This window comes from Phaeobacter sp. B1627, from assembly GCF_006265095.1.
Classification (GTDB): Bacteria; Pseudomonadota; Alphaproteobacteria; order Rhodobacterales; family Rhodobacteraceae; genus Epibacterium.
In genome coordinates, this window is the sequence record NZ_VCNK01000012.1 from 1 (window position 1) to 16602 (window position 16602).

General features: G+C 61.3%; 15 protein-coding genes. 5 read left to right on the forward strand and 10 right to left on the reverse strand.

From position 1 onward, the window contains the following. Positions 1-670: 670 nt before the first annotated feature. Together FGE21_RS20035 and FGE21_RS07015 are read right to left on the reverse strand one after the other, a co-directional pair. Positions 671-919, reverse strand: coding sequence for a hypothetical protein (locus FGE21_RS20035; RefSeq protein ID WP_176695379.1), 249 nt, complete (start codon positions 917-919; stop codon positions 671-673). A 506-nt stretch (positions 920-1425) separates the two neighbouring features. After that, positions 1426-1737: an ETC complex I subunit gene (locus FGE21_RS07015; RefSeq protein WP_139662588.1), complete on the reverse strand. Its 312-nt coding sequence runs from the start codon at positions 1735-1737 to the stop codon at positions 1426-1428. Between the two features lie 195 nt (positions 1738-1932). Here FGE21_RS07015 and uvrB point away from each other — a divergent pair, with 195 nt between their 5' ends. The 3 genes from uvrB (at position 1933) to FGE21_RS07030 (ending at position 5389) form a co-directional block, all read left to right on the forward strand. Then, positions 1933-4125: an excinuclease ABC subunit UvrB gene (gene uvrB / locus FGE21_RS07020; protein ID WP_139662589.1), complete on the forward strand. Its 2193-nt coding sequence runs from the start codon at positions 1933-1935 to the stop codon at positions 4123-4125. Positions 4126-4299: 174 nt separating this feature from the next. Then, complete coding sequence (locus tag FGE21_RS07025; protein ID WP_139662590.1) at positions 4300-4692, forward strand: hypothetical protein; 393 nt, start codon at positions 4300-4302, stop codon at positions 4690-4692. Positions 4693-4747: 55 nt separating this feature from the next. After that, the gene (locus FGE21_RS07030) at positions 4748-5389 is read left to right on the forward strand and encodes a hypothetical protein (protein ID WP_139662591.1); all 642 of its coding nucleotides are present in this window, start codon (positions 4748-4750) and stop codon (positions 5387-5389) included. Positions 5390-5575: 186 nt separating this feature from the next. Here the strand turns inward: FGE21_RS07030 and FGE21_RS07035 are convergent, their stop codons facing one another. Then, entirely contained in the window at positions 5576-5896 is a 321-nt protein-coding gene (locus FGE21_RS07035; RefSeq protein WP_139662592.1) for an antibiotic biosynthesis monooxygenase, read from the reverse strand. A 108-nt stretch (positions 5897-6004) separates the two neighbouring features. Here FGE21_RS07035 and FGE21_RS07040 point away from each other — a divergent pair, with 108 nt between their 5' ends. Next, positions 6005-6688 carry a hypothetical protein gene (locus FGE21_RS07040; RefSeq protein WP_255731410.1) on the forward strand — a complete coding sequence of 228 codons (684 nt, stop codon included), beginning with the start codon at positions 6005-6007 and terminating at the stop codon, positions 6686-6688. A gap of 130 nt (positions 6689-6818) precedes the next feature. On the opposite strand, the gene FGE21_RS07045 is transcribed toward FGE21_RS07040, so the two are convergent. From FGE21_RS07045 to FGE21_RS07060, 4 genes are all read right to left on the reverse strand, one after another. Beyond that, positions 6819-9104 carry a glycosyl hydrolase family 28-related protein gene (locus FGE21_RS07045; protein WP_139662593.1) on the reverse strand — a complete coding sequence of 762 codons (2286 nt, stop codon included), beginning with the start codon at positions 9102-9104 and terminating at the stop codon, positions 6819-6821. A gap of 191 nt (positions 9105-9295) precedes the next feature. After that, positions 9296-10447, reverse strand: a complete 1152-nt coding sequence (locus FGE21_RS07050; protein WP_139662594.1) for a hypothetical protein — start codon at positions 10445-10447, stop codon at positions 9296-9298. 11 nt (positions 10448-10458) lie between these two features. After that, complete coding sequence (locus tag FGE21_RS07055) at positions 10459-10761, reverse strand: PAAR domain-containing protein (protein ID WP_139662595.1); 303 nt, start codon at positions 10759-10761, stop codon at positions 10459-10461. A 162-nt stretch (positions 10762-10923) separates the two neighbouring features. Then, positions 10924-12579, reverse strand: coding sequence for a lysine--tRNA ligase (locus FGE21_RS07060; RefSeq protein ID WP_139662596.1), 1656 nt, complete (start codon positions 12577-12579; stop codon positions 10924-10926). 219 nt (positions 12580-12798) lie between these two features. Between FGE21_RS07060 and FGE21_RS07065 the strand changes: the two genes are divergently transcribed. Then, positions 12799-13221: a tellurite resistance TerB family protein gene (locus tag FGE21_RS07065; protein WP_139662597.1), complete on the forward strand. Its 423-nt coding sequence runs from the start codon at positions 12799-12801 to the stop codon at positions 13219-13221. A 235-nt stretch (positions 13222-13456) separates the two neighbouring features. Here the strand turns inward: FGE21_RS07065 and FGE21_RS07070 are convergent, their stop codons facing one another. The 3 genes from FGE21_RS07070 to FGE21_RS07080 all read right to left on the reverse strand — a co-directional run bounded on the left by FGE21_RS07070 (position 13457) and on the right by FGE21_RS07080 (position 16598). Then, positions 13457-14719, reverse strand: coding sequence for an ABC transporter permease (locus tag FGE21_RS07070; RefSeq protein ID WP_139662598.1), 1263 nt, complete (start codon positions 14717-14719; stop codon positions 13457-13459). Continuing rightward, positions 14716-15522 (reverse strand): ABC transporter ATP-binding protein, encoded by an 807-nt coding sequence (locus FGE21_RS07075; RefSeq protein WP_139662599.1) that lies wholly within the window; start codon positions 15520-15522, stop codon positions 14716-14718. Before FGE21_RS07075 ends, FGE21_RS07070 begins: the two co-directional genes overlap by 4 nt. Before the next feature lie 83 nt (positions 15523-15605). Further along, the gene (locus FGE21_RS07080; protein ID WP_139662600.1) at positions 15606-16598 is read right to left on the reverse strand and encodes an ABC transporter substrate-binding protein; all 993 of its coding nucleotides are present in this window, start codon (positions 16596-16598) and stop codon (positions 15606-15608) included. Positions 16599-16602 lie beyond the last annotated feature (4 nt).

Consider the following 16602-nt stretch of genomic DNA (forward strand, 5'->3'; position numbering starts at 1 on the left):
CTATTTTTAGGGGGGATTACCCAAAGACGGTTTCGTTTCCTTCGAAATCTATCTTGACGTCTTTCAAACGTCGAAAGTTTCGTATGACAATCTTCTTAAGGTACATATAGCGCCGCCTCTCTAATTCATCCCGACGGTAGCAACTTGAGGACTAAATGGAAGCGAGTTTTCTTCATTTGCTTGCGTCTCGCAAGGAGATAATGCCGACGCTTCGAGGCCTCCGCACCATTAAAGCGATTTGGATGGAAGTGAGCATCCGCTGCGTTGCTCAGGTCGCACCAAGGTGGTCAGATCCCCGCGATGCTCAGTACGGCCTCACAACTTGGGTTAGGTTCGGTGGTGCAACTTGGCAGCGGACGCAGATTGCGTACAGCTGACGCTCATCTACTACGCAGCGAATGTCGACTCCCCGCCCTCTATGCGGGTCGTGCCGGGCTTGGCGGCGTGACCCCCTGGGAATGTCAGCTTCCACGTCCTGATACGGGTGCGTTCGCACGCGAAGCGAACGACATCTTTTCGCCGTTCGAGCCAGGGCAGATCATCTTGCAGCGCCGGGCGTGAGCGGTGACTATGGCCCCTTGAAGCAAACCATGCGCTCCCAAGAGCGATGACGCTTCGTGTATTCGTATCTGGTGTTGAGCCCAGTACCCCAGGAAGGCCTCGGGAGGAGTCACTCAGGTCTGATCTCGCGCAGATGGCGAGCAAGAAGCGTGACCAGTCTTCGGCCGGAAATCACCATCTGGCGCTTGAGGCGGATGAGGCCCCGTTCGACCGGTTCGAGGTCAACGTCGTCTCCACAGACGCGAGCAAGGGTGTCGGCGTAGACATCTGTTGCCGTGACGGGCACCTGACAATTTCTCCGACGCTGATATCGGGCTAGGATCGCAGCGACAGCTTGCGTCGGCTTAATGGTCTTCATCGGAGTTCCCACCGCTTCTAAGCGACCTCGTGTCCAGGGTCTCACCACCCAAGCCATCCCCACTGTGCCATGCTCAGGCTCATACAGGGAGGGCACAACGGCCCTCCGCCGGATCCTCTCCATACGCGAAAGGCGCCGGAGCATCAGCGCCAGCGCCTCTATCACCGTCTTTCAGAGAGCAGCCCAGGGACACCAGGCGGTACGTTTCGCCCCTGACACCCCTTGCGCAGACTTACGCTGCCGTATGCGCATTCATCTGCATCTCTCTGATGCCTCGCTGAAGCGATCGGCCTCTCAGTTCAGTGGCTTCAACAGGAGCAACATGCGCACTGCCCAAGCCAGTCCATGCGAGAGTCGATGGTCAGTCGAAGCGTCTCACTGGACCAGATGCCGAAAGCAATAACCGCGAAGCCGACTGAAAGCGGGTACATCCACGCCCTTCAAAATAGACCTCGGCCGGATCATGTGGCCTATTCGGCCGCAACTTGATCCCGATTTACACAGGATTAATGCGTCCAGGGGCCTCGGCGATTGGTGGCGAAATTCTCGCCGTAACCGCCTGCGCGCAGGTTGGGTTTGCGGGTCTTGGGATCCTGCACCTCGGCGTCAATCCCGTGATCGCGGGCGTATTCCAGCGCCTCTTCCTTGCTGTCGAAACGCAGACGAACCTGGCTCTGCGTGTCAGAGGAAGAGGTCCAGCCCATCAGGGGGTCCACTTCACGGGCAGATTCAGGTGCGAAATCCAGCACCCATTTTTTCGTCTTGGCCATGCCAGAGGTCATGGCGTTTCGTGCTGGCCGGTAAATCCGCGCGCGCATGGCTGTCTCCTCAAGTAGATTCCTGACGTCCTATATGCGCCGGATGGGCGCTATCGGCAAGATCGCAAATATCACGCATCCGACAGAGGTTGCAGCCCTGCAACCCGCCCCTGCCCGGCCGCAAAGTTTGACAGGCCCCTTGAAGTAGAACAAAAACGGACCAAACTCTCTGTGCGTGCCGACAAGGAGTCGCAGATGCCATATGCCAATTCAGACAAGTCCCTGCCGATGATGGCGGAGCGGCCGCCAGAGCGACGTGCAAAGCTCGAAGGCGGCAAACGCTTTGTCATGCAAACAGAATTCTCCCCGGCCGGGGACCAGCCCAAAGCGATTGCGGAACTCGCTCAGGGGGTGAAGGACGGCGAGCGCGATCAGGTTCTGCTGGGCGCCACGGGGACCGGCAAGACATTCACCATGGCCAAGATCATCGAAGAAACCCAGCGCCCTGCGATCATCCTCGCCCCGAACAAGACGCTGGCGGCGCAGCTTTATGGCGAATTCAAAGGTTTCTTCCCCGAAAACTCGGTCGAGTATTTCGTGTCTTTCTACGATTACTACCAGCCCGAGGCCTATGTGCCGCGATCCGACACCTATATCGAGAAGGAAAGCCAGATCAACGAGCAGATCGACCGCATGCGCCACTCGGCGACCCGGTCCCTGCTGGAACGTGATGACGTCATCATCATTGCCTCGGTCTCCTGTATCTATGGCATCGGGAGCGTGGAAACCTATTCCGCGATGACCCAGGATCTGCTGGTCGGGCAGGACTACGACCAGCGCCAGATCATGGCCGACCTGGTGGCACAGCAATACAAACGCAATGATCAGGCGTTTCAACGTGGGTCCTTCCGGGTTCGTGGCGACACGCTGGAGGTCTTTCCCGCGCACCTTGAAGACCGCGCCTGGAAGCTGTCTTTCTTTGGCGAGGAACTGGAGGCGATCACCGAGTTCGATCCGTTGACCGGCGAACGCACCGGCAGCTTTGAGAAAATCCGCATCTATGCGAATTCCCACTACGTGACGCCGAAACCGACGCTCAACCAGGCGGTGATCTCGATCAAGGCCGAGCTGCGCCTGCGGCTGGACCAGCTGGTCGGCGAGGGCAAGCTGCTGGAAGCGCAGCGGCTGGAGCAACGAACCAATTTCGACATCGAAATGCTGGAGGCCACGGGTCATTGCAACGGGATCGAGAATTACTCACGCTATCTGACCGGCCGCGCCCCCGGCGAGCCGCCCCCGACCCTGTTCGAATTCATTCCCGACAATGCCATCGTCTTTGCCGATGAAAGCCATGTTTCGGTGCCGCAGATCGGCGGCATGTACCGGGGTGACCACAGGCGCAAGATGACGCTGGCGGAACATGGCTTCCGCCTGCCCTCCTGCATGGACAACCGCCCGCTGAAGTTCGAGGAATGGGACGCCATGCGGCCGCAATCGGTGTTTGTTTCCGCCACCCCCTCGGCCTGGGAGCTGGAACAGGCCGGCGGTGTGTTCGCGGAACAGGTGATCCGCCCCACCGGCCTGCTGGACCCGCAGGTCGAGATCCGACCGGTCGAGATGCAAGTGGATGATCTGCTGGACGAAATCCGCCGCGTGACCGCCCAGGGCTACCGCACTCTGGCCACCGTCCTGACCAAGAGGATGGCGGAGGATCTGACCGAATACCTGCATGAACAGGGGATCAAGATCCGCTACATGCACAGCGACATCGACACGCTGGAGCGGATCGAGATCCTGCGAGATCTGCGGCTGGGGGCGTTTGACGTGCTGGTCGGGATCAACCTGCTGCGCGAGGGGCTCGATATTCCGGAATGCGGCCTCGTTGCCATTCTTGATGCCGACAAAGAGGGCTTTCTGCGGTCGGAAACATCGCTGATCCAGACCATCGGCCGCGCCGCGCGGAATGCCGATGGCCGGGTCATCATGTATGCGGACAAGGTCACAGGGTCGATGGAGCGCGCCATTGGCGAGACCAACCGCCGGCGGGAAAAACAGATCGCCTACAACGAGGAACACGGCATCACCCCCGCAACCGTGCGCAAGAACGTCGATGATGTGCTGGCGGGCCTCTATCAGGGCGACACCGACATGTCGCGCGTGACGGCCACGATCGACAAACCCATGCATGGTGCCAATCTGGAGGCCCATCTGGCGGGGCTTCGGGACGAGATGCGCAAGGCCGCAGAGAACCTCGAGTTTGAGGAAGCGGCCCGGTTGCGCGATGAAGTCAAACGGCTGGAGGCGGTGGATCTCGCAATCTCCGACGACCCGCTGGCCCGGCAATCAGCGGTCGAGGCGGCAGCCGAACAGGCAACAAAGTCGCGGGGCCGCTCCACCGCCGGACGCGCCGGACAACGCGGCGGCAATGTCAAACGGCGCGGGCGATAGGGCGGCGGGAACGCAAGCGGAAAAGGGGCGGCCCGGCCGAAGGCCCTGCGGTTTCAGACGACAGGGGTCGCCCCACCCTATAGGCAAACGCCGCTGATATCGAATAACATGGGATTTTGACGTGTTATTCCTATATCCGCAATTTCTGTAGCCCTGACCCAAAGGACGCCGCACATGTCCCGCTTCATCCTGCCCCTCCTTCCCGCGCTGGCCCTTCTTGCGGCCTGTGCCACACCACAGGAACGCTGCATCCGCCAGGGCGCCGGAGAGCAGACCCGGCTGGTGTCCGAAATCAAGGAAACCGAAGGCAATATCGCGCGCGGCTATGCCATCCATCGCCAGACCCTGCCGGAAACGGTCTTCTACCGGTGCCGTCGGATTCATGATGGCAAGGTCGTCGGTTACTACCCTTGTCCTGAAACGATCTATCGAACCATTGAAACCCCCGTCCCCATTGATGTCGCCGAAGAACGCAGGAAGCTGCGCGGGCTGCAGGACGCTCTGCCCGGCGCCCAAAATCGCGCCGCAGAGGCCGCCGCCCAGTGCCGCCTTCAATTCCCCGAATAGTGCCCCGCGACCGCTCGTCCGGTCCCGTGACACGCAGATCACCGAGGATTCCGTCATGACCCGTTTGGCCCTTGCCACGACGCTTGCGCTGCTTCTGAGTTCCACCCTGGCCATGGCTGACCGCGGCTTCAGTGGCCGCAGCGGCTGGAATGTGCAGCTGAACGACGGCACCACCCAATCTATCGTGGATCAGCTGAAAACCGACTTTCGCCAGTGTCAGGCCGCGCCAAAGATCTACCGCTATGATTGCTACCGCCGCAGCTATCGCACCGGGGCGCAGGCCCTGAACGGCAGCCGGGACTATGCCCCGATCGCCCAGGCACTGGAGTTGATCGAGAAACGGATCGGGGCCGCAGTGGAGGCCAACCTGGACCCGGCCCAGCCCAATCTGCGCGAGAATATCTTTGTGCAGCACCGCGCGGTGAAACCGGCAGCGGTTCCGCTGATCAAAGAGGCGACGATTGCCGCGATGGAAGAAGCCACAACCATATTGCTGCGCACCCCGGACAACAAAAAGAAGAAACACTTTCAACAAATTGCCGCAGTTATTCAGTCCAACAAGGTACTGTTGCGCTCGGCTCTTCTGTCTCTGCCCCAAGCCGCGATCCGCTTCGCCTCAGCCCTTGTGCCCGCCCGTGTGTCAGACCTTGTGTCAGACCTTGTGTCAGACCTTGTTCCAGCCCCTCGCCACGGATGAGACCCGGCGGCGTCCGGGGCCGACGCGACGCCGGACCCCTGCGCAACGGTCACCGCATAGGCCAGGATATGAGCCATGGCAGGGGCCGAACTGAGGCCCGCAGGGACACTGCAGCCAAGTGCGGAACACCGGCGTGGTCGACGCGGCCCGCTCCTGACCGCCTTCTGAGGGTCTGACTGTCAGAGCCTAGCTGTAGGTCGCCACGACATCATACATGACCGGTTCGAAACTGCGGCACAGCGCGTTCAGCTCCCGATTGCGGCGTCGCATTTCGTCTGTTCGCAGCATCACCATGAAATCCTCTCGACGCTGCCATTGCGAATAATTCGCAATCCGGGTCTGCGCGTCGTTCACATGCAGCCCCGCCGCCACAAAGCCCGGTTGCCGCGAAATAAAGCCGGCATACGCCTCTTGCAGTGCATCCATCAGATCCTGACAGGTGCCCGGAGTCACCTCGAATGTGGTTATGACGGTCTGCACATCGCTGGATTGAGTAATTGTCGGCATCAGATCCTCCTTCTCATCCTGATCCAGAGAGTATCCGGTCCCGCTTGAAAGTCGATGCTGTTCTGAATTACCAAGGAGAAAACCAGCAGGGCATCGGGAGGTCAGCGGTTGCCGAAACCCGTGGCCCAGTTTCTTCTCATCTGCATCGTATTGCTGATTGGCGTCAGGCCCGCGATGGCCGGCGCCTGGATGGAACAGGAAGGTGCGGGTTTCCTGTCGTCAGGCTTTCGCCTGCGTCCCTCCGGTCAGGAGCTCAGCACCTATGGCAGCTATGGTATCGGCCCGCGGCTGACCCTCGGCCTCGACATCAATCAAGCGGAGGACAGCGGCAGCCGATCCGCCCATGCCCTGATCTTTGCCCGGCTGCCCCTGCGCCAACATGACACCGGCTGGCGCCTCGCCCTCGAAGTCGCTGTCGGTGCCAACCGTGACACCAGCCCGGCGGCGCAGTGGTCGGCGATGCAGCGGGTCACCCTCTCCGCAGGCCGTGGGCTGCGCATCGCCGGGCGCGATGGCTGGGCCGCCTTTGACCTCTCTGCTGAATGGCAGAACGCAGGGCTGACCCAAGCCTGGAAACTGGACGGCACGCTGGGGTTGAATGCCCCCTCGGGCCCGGCACCGCTGCTGCAGGTGGAACTGTACCAACCCCGGGGCGGAGACCTGCTGTGGAAGCTGCTGCCCGGCCTGCGGTTTCGGCTGACCCCGCAGCGGGAACTGGTCACCGGGCTGGAGATACGGTCCTTTGGCGATGCGCGATATGGCCTGCGCATGGAATTGTGGCACAGGTTCTGACAGCACCAGAACCGGCCCGCACCGCCGACAGGTGGCCGCGCTGAACCTGCGCGGCCACCTGTGCCTCATCCCCTCGACCCGAGATGCCGACTGCCCCTTGCGGCCTGTGCCCTTGCTGCCGTCCCGACGCTCACCGGTCCATACGGACAAGGACCCGCACTGCCCCGCGCACGGCTTCCGGCCAGACGAGATCGACCTCGTTGCGATTGCTGCCCTCATTGGTGCGCACATAGTGAGAGGGGTAGACCACAGCCCCCCCGGAATTGCGCAACGCGCCTTCGATCACCACGCCGTCGACGCCACGGCTGTGGCCATTGAACGGCAACCTGCCATCTGTCGCCACTGTCCAGGTGCTGGCCACACTGGCGAGGTCGCGGTCCACCCGAAGCGGGTTGCGGGAGTGGGTGTTGACGTTGTGAAACGTATTGCCGTCAAAGAACACATCCTTGGTGCGGGTAAAGTCCAGATTGGCAAAACTGGTGTCCACCCGTTCAGCCCGGTCGATGGTGCCGTTGATCGAGCGGAATTTGTTCCCTGTGACCGAGACGCCGTTCAGAAAATGCCCGGTGCCAAAGGGTTTGATCACAATGTAGCTGAACCAGCTCGCCACATCCCCGCTGAGGAAGACATTGTCGGTGATCGACATGGCGGAAAACGAAAACCCGGTGGAGAAATCGGGAGTGGCGTCATATTCATTGGTCCATTCGATCGAACAATTGTCGATGTAGTTCTCGGAAATCGTATGCGAGGCATAGGTATCCGTCACCACGATCCCCGCGGTCCGGACGCCCCCCGCGACACTGTCTCCCTGGAAAAAATGGTTTCCGGTGATGGTATGGTTGGACCCGGCCATGACCGCCCAGTGCAGAAAGCGGGTGGCCCGGTTGTGGCGTAGTTTTACATCGTTGGAATTGACGTTGAGTGCGATGCTGGTCCGGTCCGACACGTCCTCCGCATCCTCGTTCGACAGGAACTGGCAATTGTCCACCAACATCCCCTGACAGCCGGTCCCGATCGAGGTAATGCCGCGCGCCTTCGGTCTGGTGACATGGCAATCGTGCAGTGCAAACACCGTGCCTGCCGGCGCCAACCGCAGGCCGCTTGCGGCACCGTTGCACTGAAAATCCACCCCGGAGATGCCGAATTTCTTCAGTGCAGAGAAGCCGGAAAAATCCAGCATGTATTTGAATTGGGTGAAGCTGAAGCTCTGGGTGCCTTCCGCATCGAACAGCGGCTGGCTGAGCGTCAGCTCATTGGCACCGACATTCTTGGCGTTGACGTAGACCTCGCGCCCGACCCCGGTCCCCTCGACCAGCGACCCGACCTCAATCGCTGAGATATTGGCAACATTGGTGAGCTTTCTGTTGTCGGAACTGCTGTAGGTCGCCTGCGACGTGACCACGTCATGATCCCAGGCCGAGCCGGCCTGCGCGGAGAACTGGCCATTGCGGATGTAACGCCGGGTGGCATAGCTGGTGCGGTTCGGCACCGCCGCCTGCATGTCGATGGGCTCTGACACCGAAATATGGCGCCCGCCCAGATCCAGGCTCTCGTGATCGACACTGTTCAAAAGCGCCTGAAACGCCTTCTTGAAGGCCAGTTCCTCAGTTCCGAAGGCCGCGGCATAGGTCGGATAGGAATAGCTCTTGGTGAGAAGCAGCATGGCCGCATCCGGCATCGTCAGCGTCCCTTCAAACACCACGTCATGGTTCAGGGACAGGGTGCTGTTGATCCGAAACACCCCCTCGGGCACCAGAATGCGCCGCCCGTCGGCCGCGTCATCCGCTGCCTCGAAGGCCGCGTGACAATCGGTGGTGCCGTCACCGATGGCACCGAAATCGACCACATCGACGATGCTCAGCATGTCGCGCAAAAACACCTGGGTGATGTCTTCGATGATGATGTCGTCGATGCGGACCACACCGCCGTTCGGTCCGGTCAGGTTGAGGCCCAGATGCCCGTAGGCCGCGTCGCGCCCCCAGGGCATATCGACCCCATTGCGACTGCCGGTGCCGACAATGGCCTGCACCTCGACCACCTCGCCATAGGACGACAGGGTGACTCCGGGCCCGGCCTCAATCACGCCAGAGACGTGGCTGTCGTTGCTGGCGCCTGCCCAGCCCGCGATGCGCACCGTGGGCAGTGCCCCGCTCATCGCCTTGACCCGCGCAGTGACCCGCAGGTAGCAGCCCGGCAAAATCGGTGTTTCCCCCATGAATCGCAGGCGCTGGGTGCTGTCGGTTTTCTGCATCTCCAGACAGCCGCCAAAATCCGCGTCCCCGGCGACCAGCGCGGCATTGGCGGCCCCGTCATAGGTATCAGAGCCGGGCACCCCATCGCCGCTGGACCAGACATCCAGCCCATCCCCAAATGCAGGTGGCATCAATTGCAGTCCGTCGGTAATGACCTTGTTCATGAGAAGTACCCTTTCCTGTTCCAGCACGCCGGGATCAGGAAAGGATATATCGGTCCGGATTTAAGTCCGGCTCAGCAGGGCGTGCGCTGCCTGCGCAACGGCGCAGCGGAAAACACGGCTCTTTCCCCGGCCAGAACGCGCAGAACGCCGCCACCGCCCGTCGGGTGCCGCTTCCCTCGCACTCTGATCGATCAGAAGGCCATTTCGCAGGCTGAACATGCGCCAAAGGGCTTTTGCCCCATCAGTTTCGTCATCACTGATCCCAATGCTGCGATCACCTCGAGGAAGGGCGTGATCGGCGGCGGCGGCATCTGCGCCGACATTGATGACATCAGGGCGGGCCCCGCCATATTGGCCGTCTGCCCCCCATCGATCACATCCTGAAGCTCCGGCAGCAGCTCGAACTGGCTCTGCAGGTCGGCGGCGGGCAACGGCAGCGGGATGCGCTTTTTCGCCCAATGGGTGAACATGGCGTTGATCCGGGACTGGCCGGAGGGGGTCAGCGCGTCCTCGCCAAAGGCCTCATGGATCGCGTCCAGATCCGCCATTTCAGCGGCCATGGCCATCAACAGCGCCAGCGGGGTTTTCATCCGCGGCACGGGAAAATTCTGCAGGGCCGCGAACTGGCGTTTCAGCTGATCGATGAATTCGGGCGTCAGCGGCGGCTTGTTCAGGGCCGCAGTGGTAGAGGCCAGATCGGCCAATTGGGTTGCCAGCGCCAATTGAGGCAACGGCAGGCCAAAGGCCGGCAGCCGCATGCCGGGCAGGCGCCGGGAAAATTGCAGCGTCGCATCCTGCCGGGCCATGCTGGTGCCGGCGTCGCCCATGGTCATCGCCTCGCCCAGCTCCATCTCCATGACCTCGAACGGACAGAGCCCCTGCGTGCGCAGCGCGAGTGTCATATGGGCGCCGAGCGCGAGATTGCGGAAGCTGGGTGACGGCATTTGCGAAATCGAGTGGGTTTGCGCCATCACGTGTTCTTCGAGGCTGAGGATGGCCTGGGTCAGCTCGTCCTTCAGGGCCGCAAGATCGTCGAGCGGGAAGAGCGCCGCTGGCACCGCAAGGCGCATCGCCAGCGACAGTACCGGTCCGCCGCGCGGAGGCAACACCGACGGCAACGTCCCGTTCGGGGCCTGCGCCGCAATATTGGCCGTCAGCCAGTTCTGATCGACCGGCAGCAGCTCCGCCAGGTTGAGGTCGGCCCGCGCGCTGAGATTTGCATTCAGTTTCATCAGCTTGAGCATATTGGCAAGCTGCGGTGGCGGGGCGTCCACACGCAGGCTGTCCCGCTGCGCGGAGGGCAGCGCCGAGGCCAGATCAAGGTCTTTGCAAAAGCAAACCATAGGGTGCCCGCTCAGCCGCCGATGATGACGGTCGGCGCGCCGACAACCACCATGCCGCCATGGGCGCAGGTGTCCATGACAATGCGCACCGCAGGTTTCCCGCCAACCATCACGGTGGCGGACCCTTTCGCCAGCGTATCGGGAGGGCCGACACAGACGGCCATATCGCCCAGCACCGCCTGCGGCATGCCACAGGTCAGCACGGTCGGGACGCAGGGGCCGGACACAGGGCCGCCAACATGGGGAATGGGGGGGACGCCGGGCGTCACCATGGGGCAGACATGCATATCCGTCAGTCGCGCCGCTGGCATCATAATAAAGTCCTCCAAAATATCCTTGGTTCAAAAGATAAACACCTCAGCGGCCAAAAAGAAGTGAGTCCCGGCAGAAGTTTCTGAAAATAAGCTGTCAGACGTGGAAACGGGCGCCGTTACGGGCGCCCGTTCTATCGGTTTCAAACACAGAAGGCTTTGGTCTCAGGCCGGGGGGGCCAGCAACTCCCCCGCCAGCGCAGCCTCAATCAGCGCGACCGTTTCCTCGACCCCATAGAGCTGGATGAACCCTCCGAAACGCGGCCCCTGGCTGGCCCCCAGCAGCACCTCATAGATCGCCGAGAACCAGCCCCGAAGCGGCTCAAAACCATGCACCTTGCCAATGGCAAAAACGACGGATTGCAGGAACTCCTCATCGGTGAAATCTGCCGTGGGCAGCGGATCGTCGTTTCCGACCATCTGGTTTTTCTTCGTGATCGCGTCCAGCGCGGCCTCCGGCGCGGACAAAGCCACCGCCAGATCGGCAAGCGCCGCCCGTTCCTGATCGCTGGGCAGGCGATAGACCTTTGCCGGTTTGACGAAATCCTGGAAATAGCGCACGGCAAAACCCGCCGCCTGATCCATGCCGGGATGGGTCGCAGCCGTCGCTTCGGGGGCATATTTGTTGATGAAGCCCCACATGGTGTCCTTGTCCTCGGCGCTGGAGGCCGATGCGAGGTTCAACAGCATGGAGAAGGACACAACCATGTCCGATTGCGGCACCTCGCCGCCGTGGATGTGCCAGACCGGATTGTTGAGCTGCCCCTTCAGATCCTGCCCGTGATAGGCCCGCAGCTGCTGGTGGTATTCATCGACCGCCTTCGGGATCACGTCAAAATGCATCCGCTTGGCGGTTTTGGGCTTTTGATACATGAAATAGGACAGGCTCTCGGCGGAGGCATAGGTCAGCCACTCGTCGATCGAGACACCGTTGCCGGAGGTTTTCGAGATCTTCTGGCCGTTCTCGTCGAGGAACAGCTCATAGGTGAAATGCTCCGGCGCGCGCTGACCCAGGGCCCGGCAGATACCGTCGTAGATCGGCGTATTGGTGGAATGGTCCTTGCCGTACATCTCGAAATCCACCTCAAGCGCGGCCCAGCGGGCACCAAAATCCGGTTTCCACTGCAGTTTGACGTTGCCACCGGTGACCGGCAGCGTCCATTCGCGGCCATCTTCGTCATCGAAGGTGACCGAATAGGTCTCCACATCGACCTTTTTCATCGGAACATAGAGAACACGGCCGGTTTCGGGATGGATCGGCAGGAAGATCGAATAGGTCTGGCGACGTTCCTCGCGCAGGCTTTTCAGCATGATCTCCATGATCGCGTCGTAGCGTTCGACGCAGCGTTTCAGCACCTCGTCAAACTGACCGGAGCGGTAGAACTCTGTCGAGGAATAGAATTCATATTCGAACCCGAAGGTATCAAGGAACCGGCGCAGCATCGCGTTGTTATGGTGACCGAAGCTCTCGAACTCGCCAAAGGGATCCGGCACGCTGGTCAGGGGCTTTTGCAGGTGATCTGCGAGGCTGCCCGCATTGGGGACATTGCCGGGGATCTTGCGCATGCCGTCGAGATCATCCGAGAAACAGATGAGTTTGGTCGGGATGTCGGAGATAACCTCGAAGGCGGTCCTGATCATCGTGGTGCGGGCCACCTCGCCGAAGGTGCCGATATGGGGCAGACCGGAGGGGCCGTAGCCGGTCTCGAACAGCACGTAGCCCTTCTCCGGCGCGCCCTTGGCGTAACGTTTGAGAACACGACGTGCCTCTTCAAACGGCCAGGCTTTGCTCTTCAGAGCTTCTTCGCGCAGATCAGACATGATGTTCTCCAGTCAGCGTCTTTTTCGGGATCATCGGCAGCAGCATGCAAACCGACGCTCCCCTGTATTGTGCCGACGCAGCATGAGTCAACACGGACCGCACAGCGGGAACCGGCGCAAAACTGGTTTTTACCGCGCTTCTTCGTTGAATGGGGCCACTGCGGGGCCTATCCTGCAGCGTGAACACATGACCCCTCGGGCACAAAGGACGCCGGACATATGACAGAAGAGACCCTCCCCCTGCTGACGCCGCAGGACTGCCTGGTGGCCGTGATGGTGGCCGTGTCGGCCTCCGACGAAGACATGCGCACTGCCGAACTGGTCAAGATCCAGAATGCCGTCAACATGCTGCCGGTCTTTGCCGATTATGACGCCGACCGGATCGCGGCGGTGTCGCGGACGGTGTTTGATCTTTTTGAACAGGAGGACGGGCTGGATGCGCTCTTTGGTCTGGTCAGGGACATTCTGCCGGTGCGCCTGCACGAGACCTGCTATGCGCTGGCCTGTGATGTGGCAGCGGCCGACGGCTCGCTCAACGACAATGAGCTGCGCCTTCTGGAAGAAATCCGCTACGAACTGAATGTGGAACGGCTGCATGCGGCCGCCATCGAACGCGGGTCGCGCGCTCGGCATATGGTCTGAAGCATACCCCAGCCTGGCGCAGGTGTTTGCCAGGCGTATGGGCAGGTGGCGCCGCCGCCTCCTTCGTTGCCACGGATGGGATGGGTGGCTGTGTCTCGCGCTCCCCCTATACGAGGTTCTGCCTTGTGCTCCCCCTATGCGAGGCTCTGCCTCGCGCTCCGAGGTATTTTGACAAAGATGAAAGGGCGGCCGCAGCGGGTCGCCCTTTGTTTGATCCGAAGGTCCGGGAGGGGGCCTAGCTGCGGCCTTTCCAGGGGACCAGAATATCTTCGGCCTTGCGCATCAGAATATCGATGCCGTAGCCGATCACCCCGATCAGTATGATCCCCATGATAACGATATCCGTGAGCTGGAATTTGGAGGCCGCGATGATCATCATGCCTGCGCCCTTCTGGGCGGCGACAAGTTCAGCCGCGACCACCGTGCCCCAGCACACCCCCATCGCCACACGCGCACCGGTGAAGATCTCCGGCAGCGAGTTCGGCACGATCACGTGCCGCAGGATCTGCGCCTTCGAGGCGCCAAGCGAATAGGCCGCGTGGACCTTGGAGATATTGACGCCCGAGACCCCTGCCCGCGCCGCGATGGTCATGATCCACAGGGCGGCGAGGAACAGCAGCACGATCTTGCCCGTCTCCCAGATGCCAAACCAGATGATCACCAGCGGGATCAGGGCCAGCGGCGGCACCGGGCGCATGAATTCGACGATCGGGTCGAACCAGCCCCGCACCCAGGAGCTGAGCCCCATGGCGTAGCCCAGGGGAATGCCGATCAGAGATCCGAACACAAACCCGGCCAGGACGCGCAGCAGCGACCAGCCCAGATGCTCCCACAGGGTGAAGTTCTGATAGCCTTCTGACGCGATTTCGACAAAACGTGCCACCACGGCCTCGGGGCTCGGCATCCAGATCGGCTCCATCTGAAAGCCCTTGTCGGGTTCGAAATTCAACGCGCCGCGGCGGGACATGGTGACCGTACCATCGGGCACCCTGACCGTCTCGCCCGGGGCAATGGGCTGACCTTCGACGGCCGTGACCGTGACATCATCGCCATCATTCCCGGCCGCCTTGATCAGAACCGAGCGCCAGGCTGCGACCTTTTCGGCGTCATCCTGAGCGAAGCCTTCCGAAGCTCCGGTCTCGGGTGCGTCCGCGCTTTCGCCGAAGGCATGCACGCGCACATGGACCCGGGCCTGCGCTGTTTCGCCCCCAGGTGCCGTCGCGGTATAGGTAAAGCTGGTGTCGCCCCGGAACGGCCCCGGCACATGAACAGGCACCAGCCTTGACCCGGTAAAGGCGCCCCAGATCAGGAAAATCACCAGAATGGAGATGACCGAGGCGGCGCGGTTCGGTGTGATCGCGCTTTCGTCGCCGAAAGTGACTGTCTTCAGGCTGGTGAAATTCACGCCCGTCCGGCGCCTTTGCTGGATCGCATCGACGATGAAATAGGCGATGGTGAACAGGGCCACATAGGCCAGAAGGATGAGGAGCCCCGTCATGCTGCCGACTCCGTCCGGCCCATGATTTCCTCTTCCATCTCCCAGATCATCGACAGGATTTCATCCCGGGTCTGGGCGAAACCGTCGAGTTTCTTGACCTCGCGCAGATCCATATTCACGCCCTGTTCCGCAAAGGGCAGCCTGTATTCCTTGTGAATGCGTCCCGGGCGTGGTGCCATGACCAGGAGCCGCTCGCCGAGCAGCAGAGCCTCCTCGACGGAGTGGGTGATCAGGATCACGGTCTTGCCGCTCTCTTTCCAGAGTTTGAGCACCAGCGCCTGCATCTTTTCCCGCGTCAGCGCATCGAGCGCGCCGAGCGGTTCATCCATCAAGATCACATCCGGGTCATTGGCGAGACAGCGGGCCAGGGCCACGCGTTGCTGCATGCCGCCGGACAGTTCATAGACCGCCTTTTCGCCGAAATCCTGCAGACCGACCGTATCCAGCAACTGCTCGCTGATTTCGCGCCGCTGCGCCACCGGCATGCCCTTCATGCGGGGGCCGAACTCGACGTTGTCGCGCACGCTCATCCATTCGAACAGGGCTCCTTTCTGGAACACCATGCCGCGCTCCGGCGCCGGTCCCTTGACCACATGGCCATTCATGTGCACCGCCCCGTCCGTTGGGGCCAGAAACCCGGCGCATATGTTCAAAAGCGTGGTCTTGCCGCAGCCGGACGGGCCGAGGACAGACATTATTTCACCTTTGCCGATTTCAATTGAAACATCTTGCAGCGCCTGGATGTGCGAGCCATTGGGCAAGTCAAATCGCATCGACAGGCGGTCGATATGGAGGCCATCCATGGGCAGCTCCTGCTCTTTTTGAGGAATGAACGGAGGGGGTGGCGCTCAGCACGAGCGCCACCCCACGGACCCGAATTTGCAGATCAGTCCGCCACAGCGGACAGGTAGCTTGCGTCAACCGATGCGTCATAGCTGTCCAACGCCTGCGGGATGGATCCCGCAGTGGCGAAGACGCCCGCGACACCGACCATGAAGTCCTGCACGCCACCGCCGAGCCATTTTTCGCTCAGGGCCTCCTCGGTGGAGGGGAAGGAGAAGGTCGCCATGGTTGCTTCGGTATCGGCGATTTCCATCCCTGCATCCTTGGCGATGACTTCGATCATCTTCGCCTTGTCCGTGCCCGCGTTCCACATCGCGTTGGCCTCGGCTGTGATCTTCAGGAACTGCGACAGCATCTCGCCCTCTTCGGCGGCAAAGGCGGAGGGAGCTGAAATTACGTCAAAGACGAGGATGCCCGCGGCTTCCTTCTCGGCGCCATTCATCAAGACGTTGCCGTGCTCCTTCATGCGGCGCAGCGCACCACCCCATCCGCAGACCATGTCGAGCGAGCCCTGTGCAAAGGCTGCGGCCCCCTCAGGCGGCGCCATGTCAACGATTTCCATCGTCGAGATATCGACGTCGAAATGCGCCATCTGTTTGAGGAATCCGAAATGCGCCGCGGTCCCGATCGGCACGCCGACGCGTTTGCCCTCCAGCTCCTTGGCGGAGGAGGCATCAATTTCCAGCGTTTCGGCGACAACACAGTTGTCGTTCTCGGAATAGCTGACCGCGATATCAGCGATCACCAGATCCTGACCGGCCGAAGCTGCGACGACGAAGGGCGGCAGACCCTGGCTCACCGAAATCTGCACATCGCCCGAGGCCATGGCAGCGGACATCGCGGTGCCGGTATCAAAGGCCACCCAGTTGATGTCGACGCCCATCGCCTCTTCATAGGTTTCCATTGCCTTGGCATATTGGAACGGCATGGGCCATTCGAGGAAATAGCCAACTGTGAGGTCTTCGGCCACAGCCGCAGTGCCCGTCATGAGGGCCAGTGCAGCAGACGTTGCGCAGAGTGTGGTCTTGAAAGACATGGGG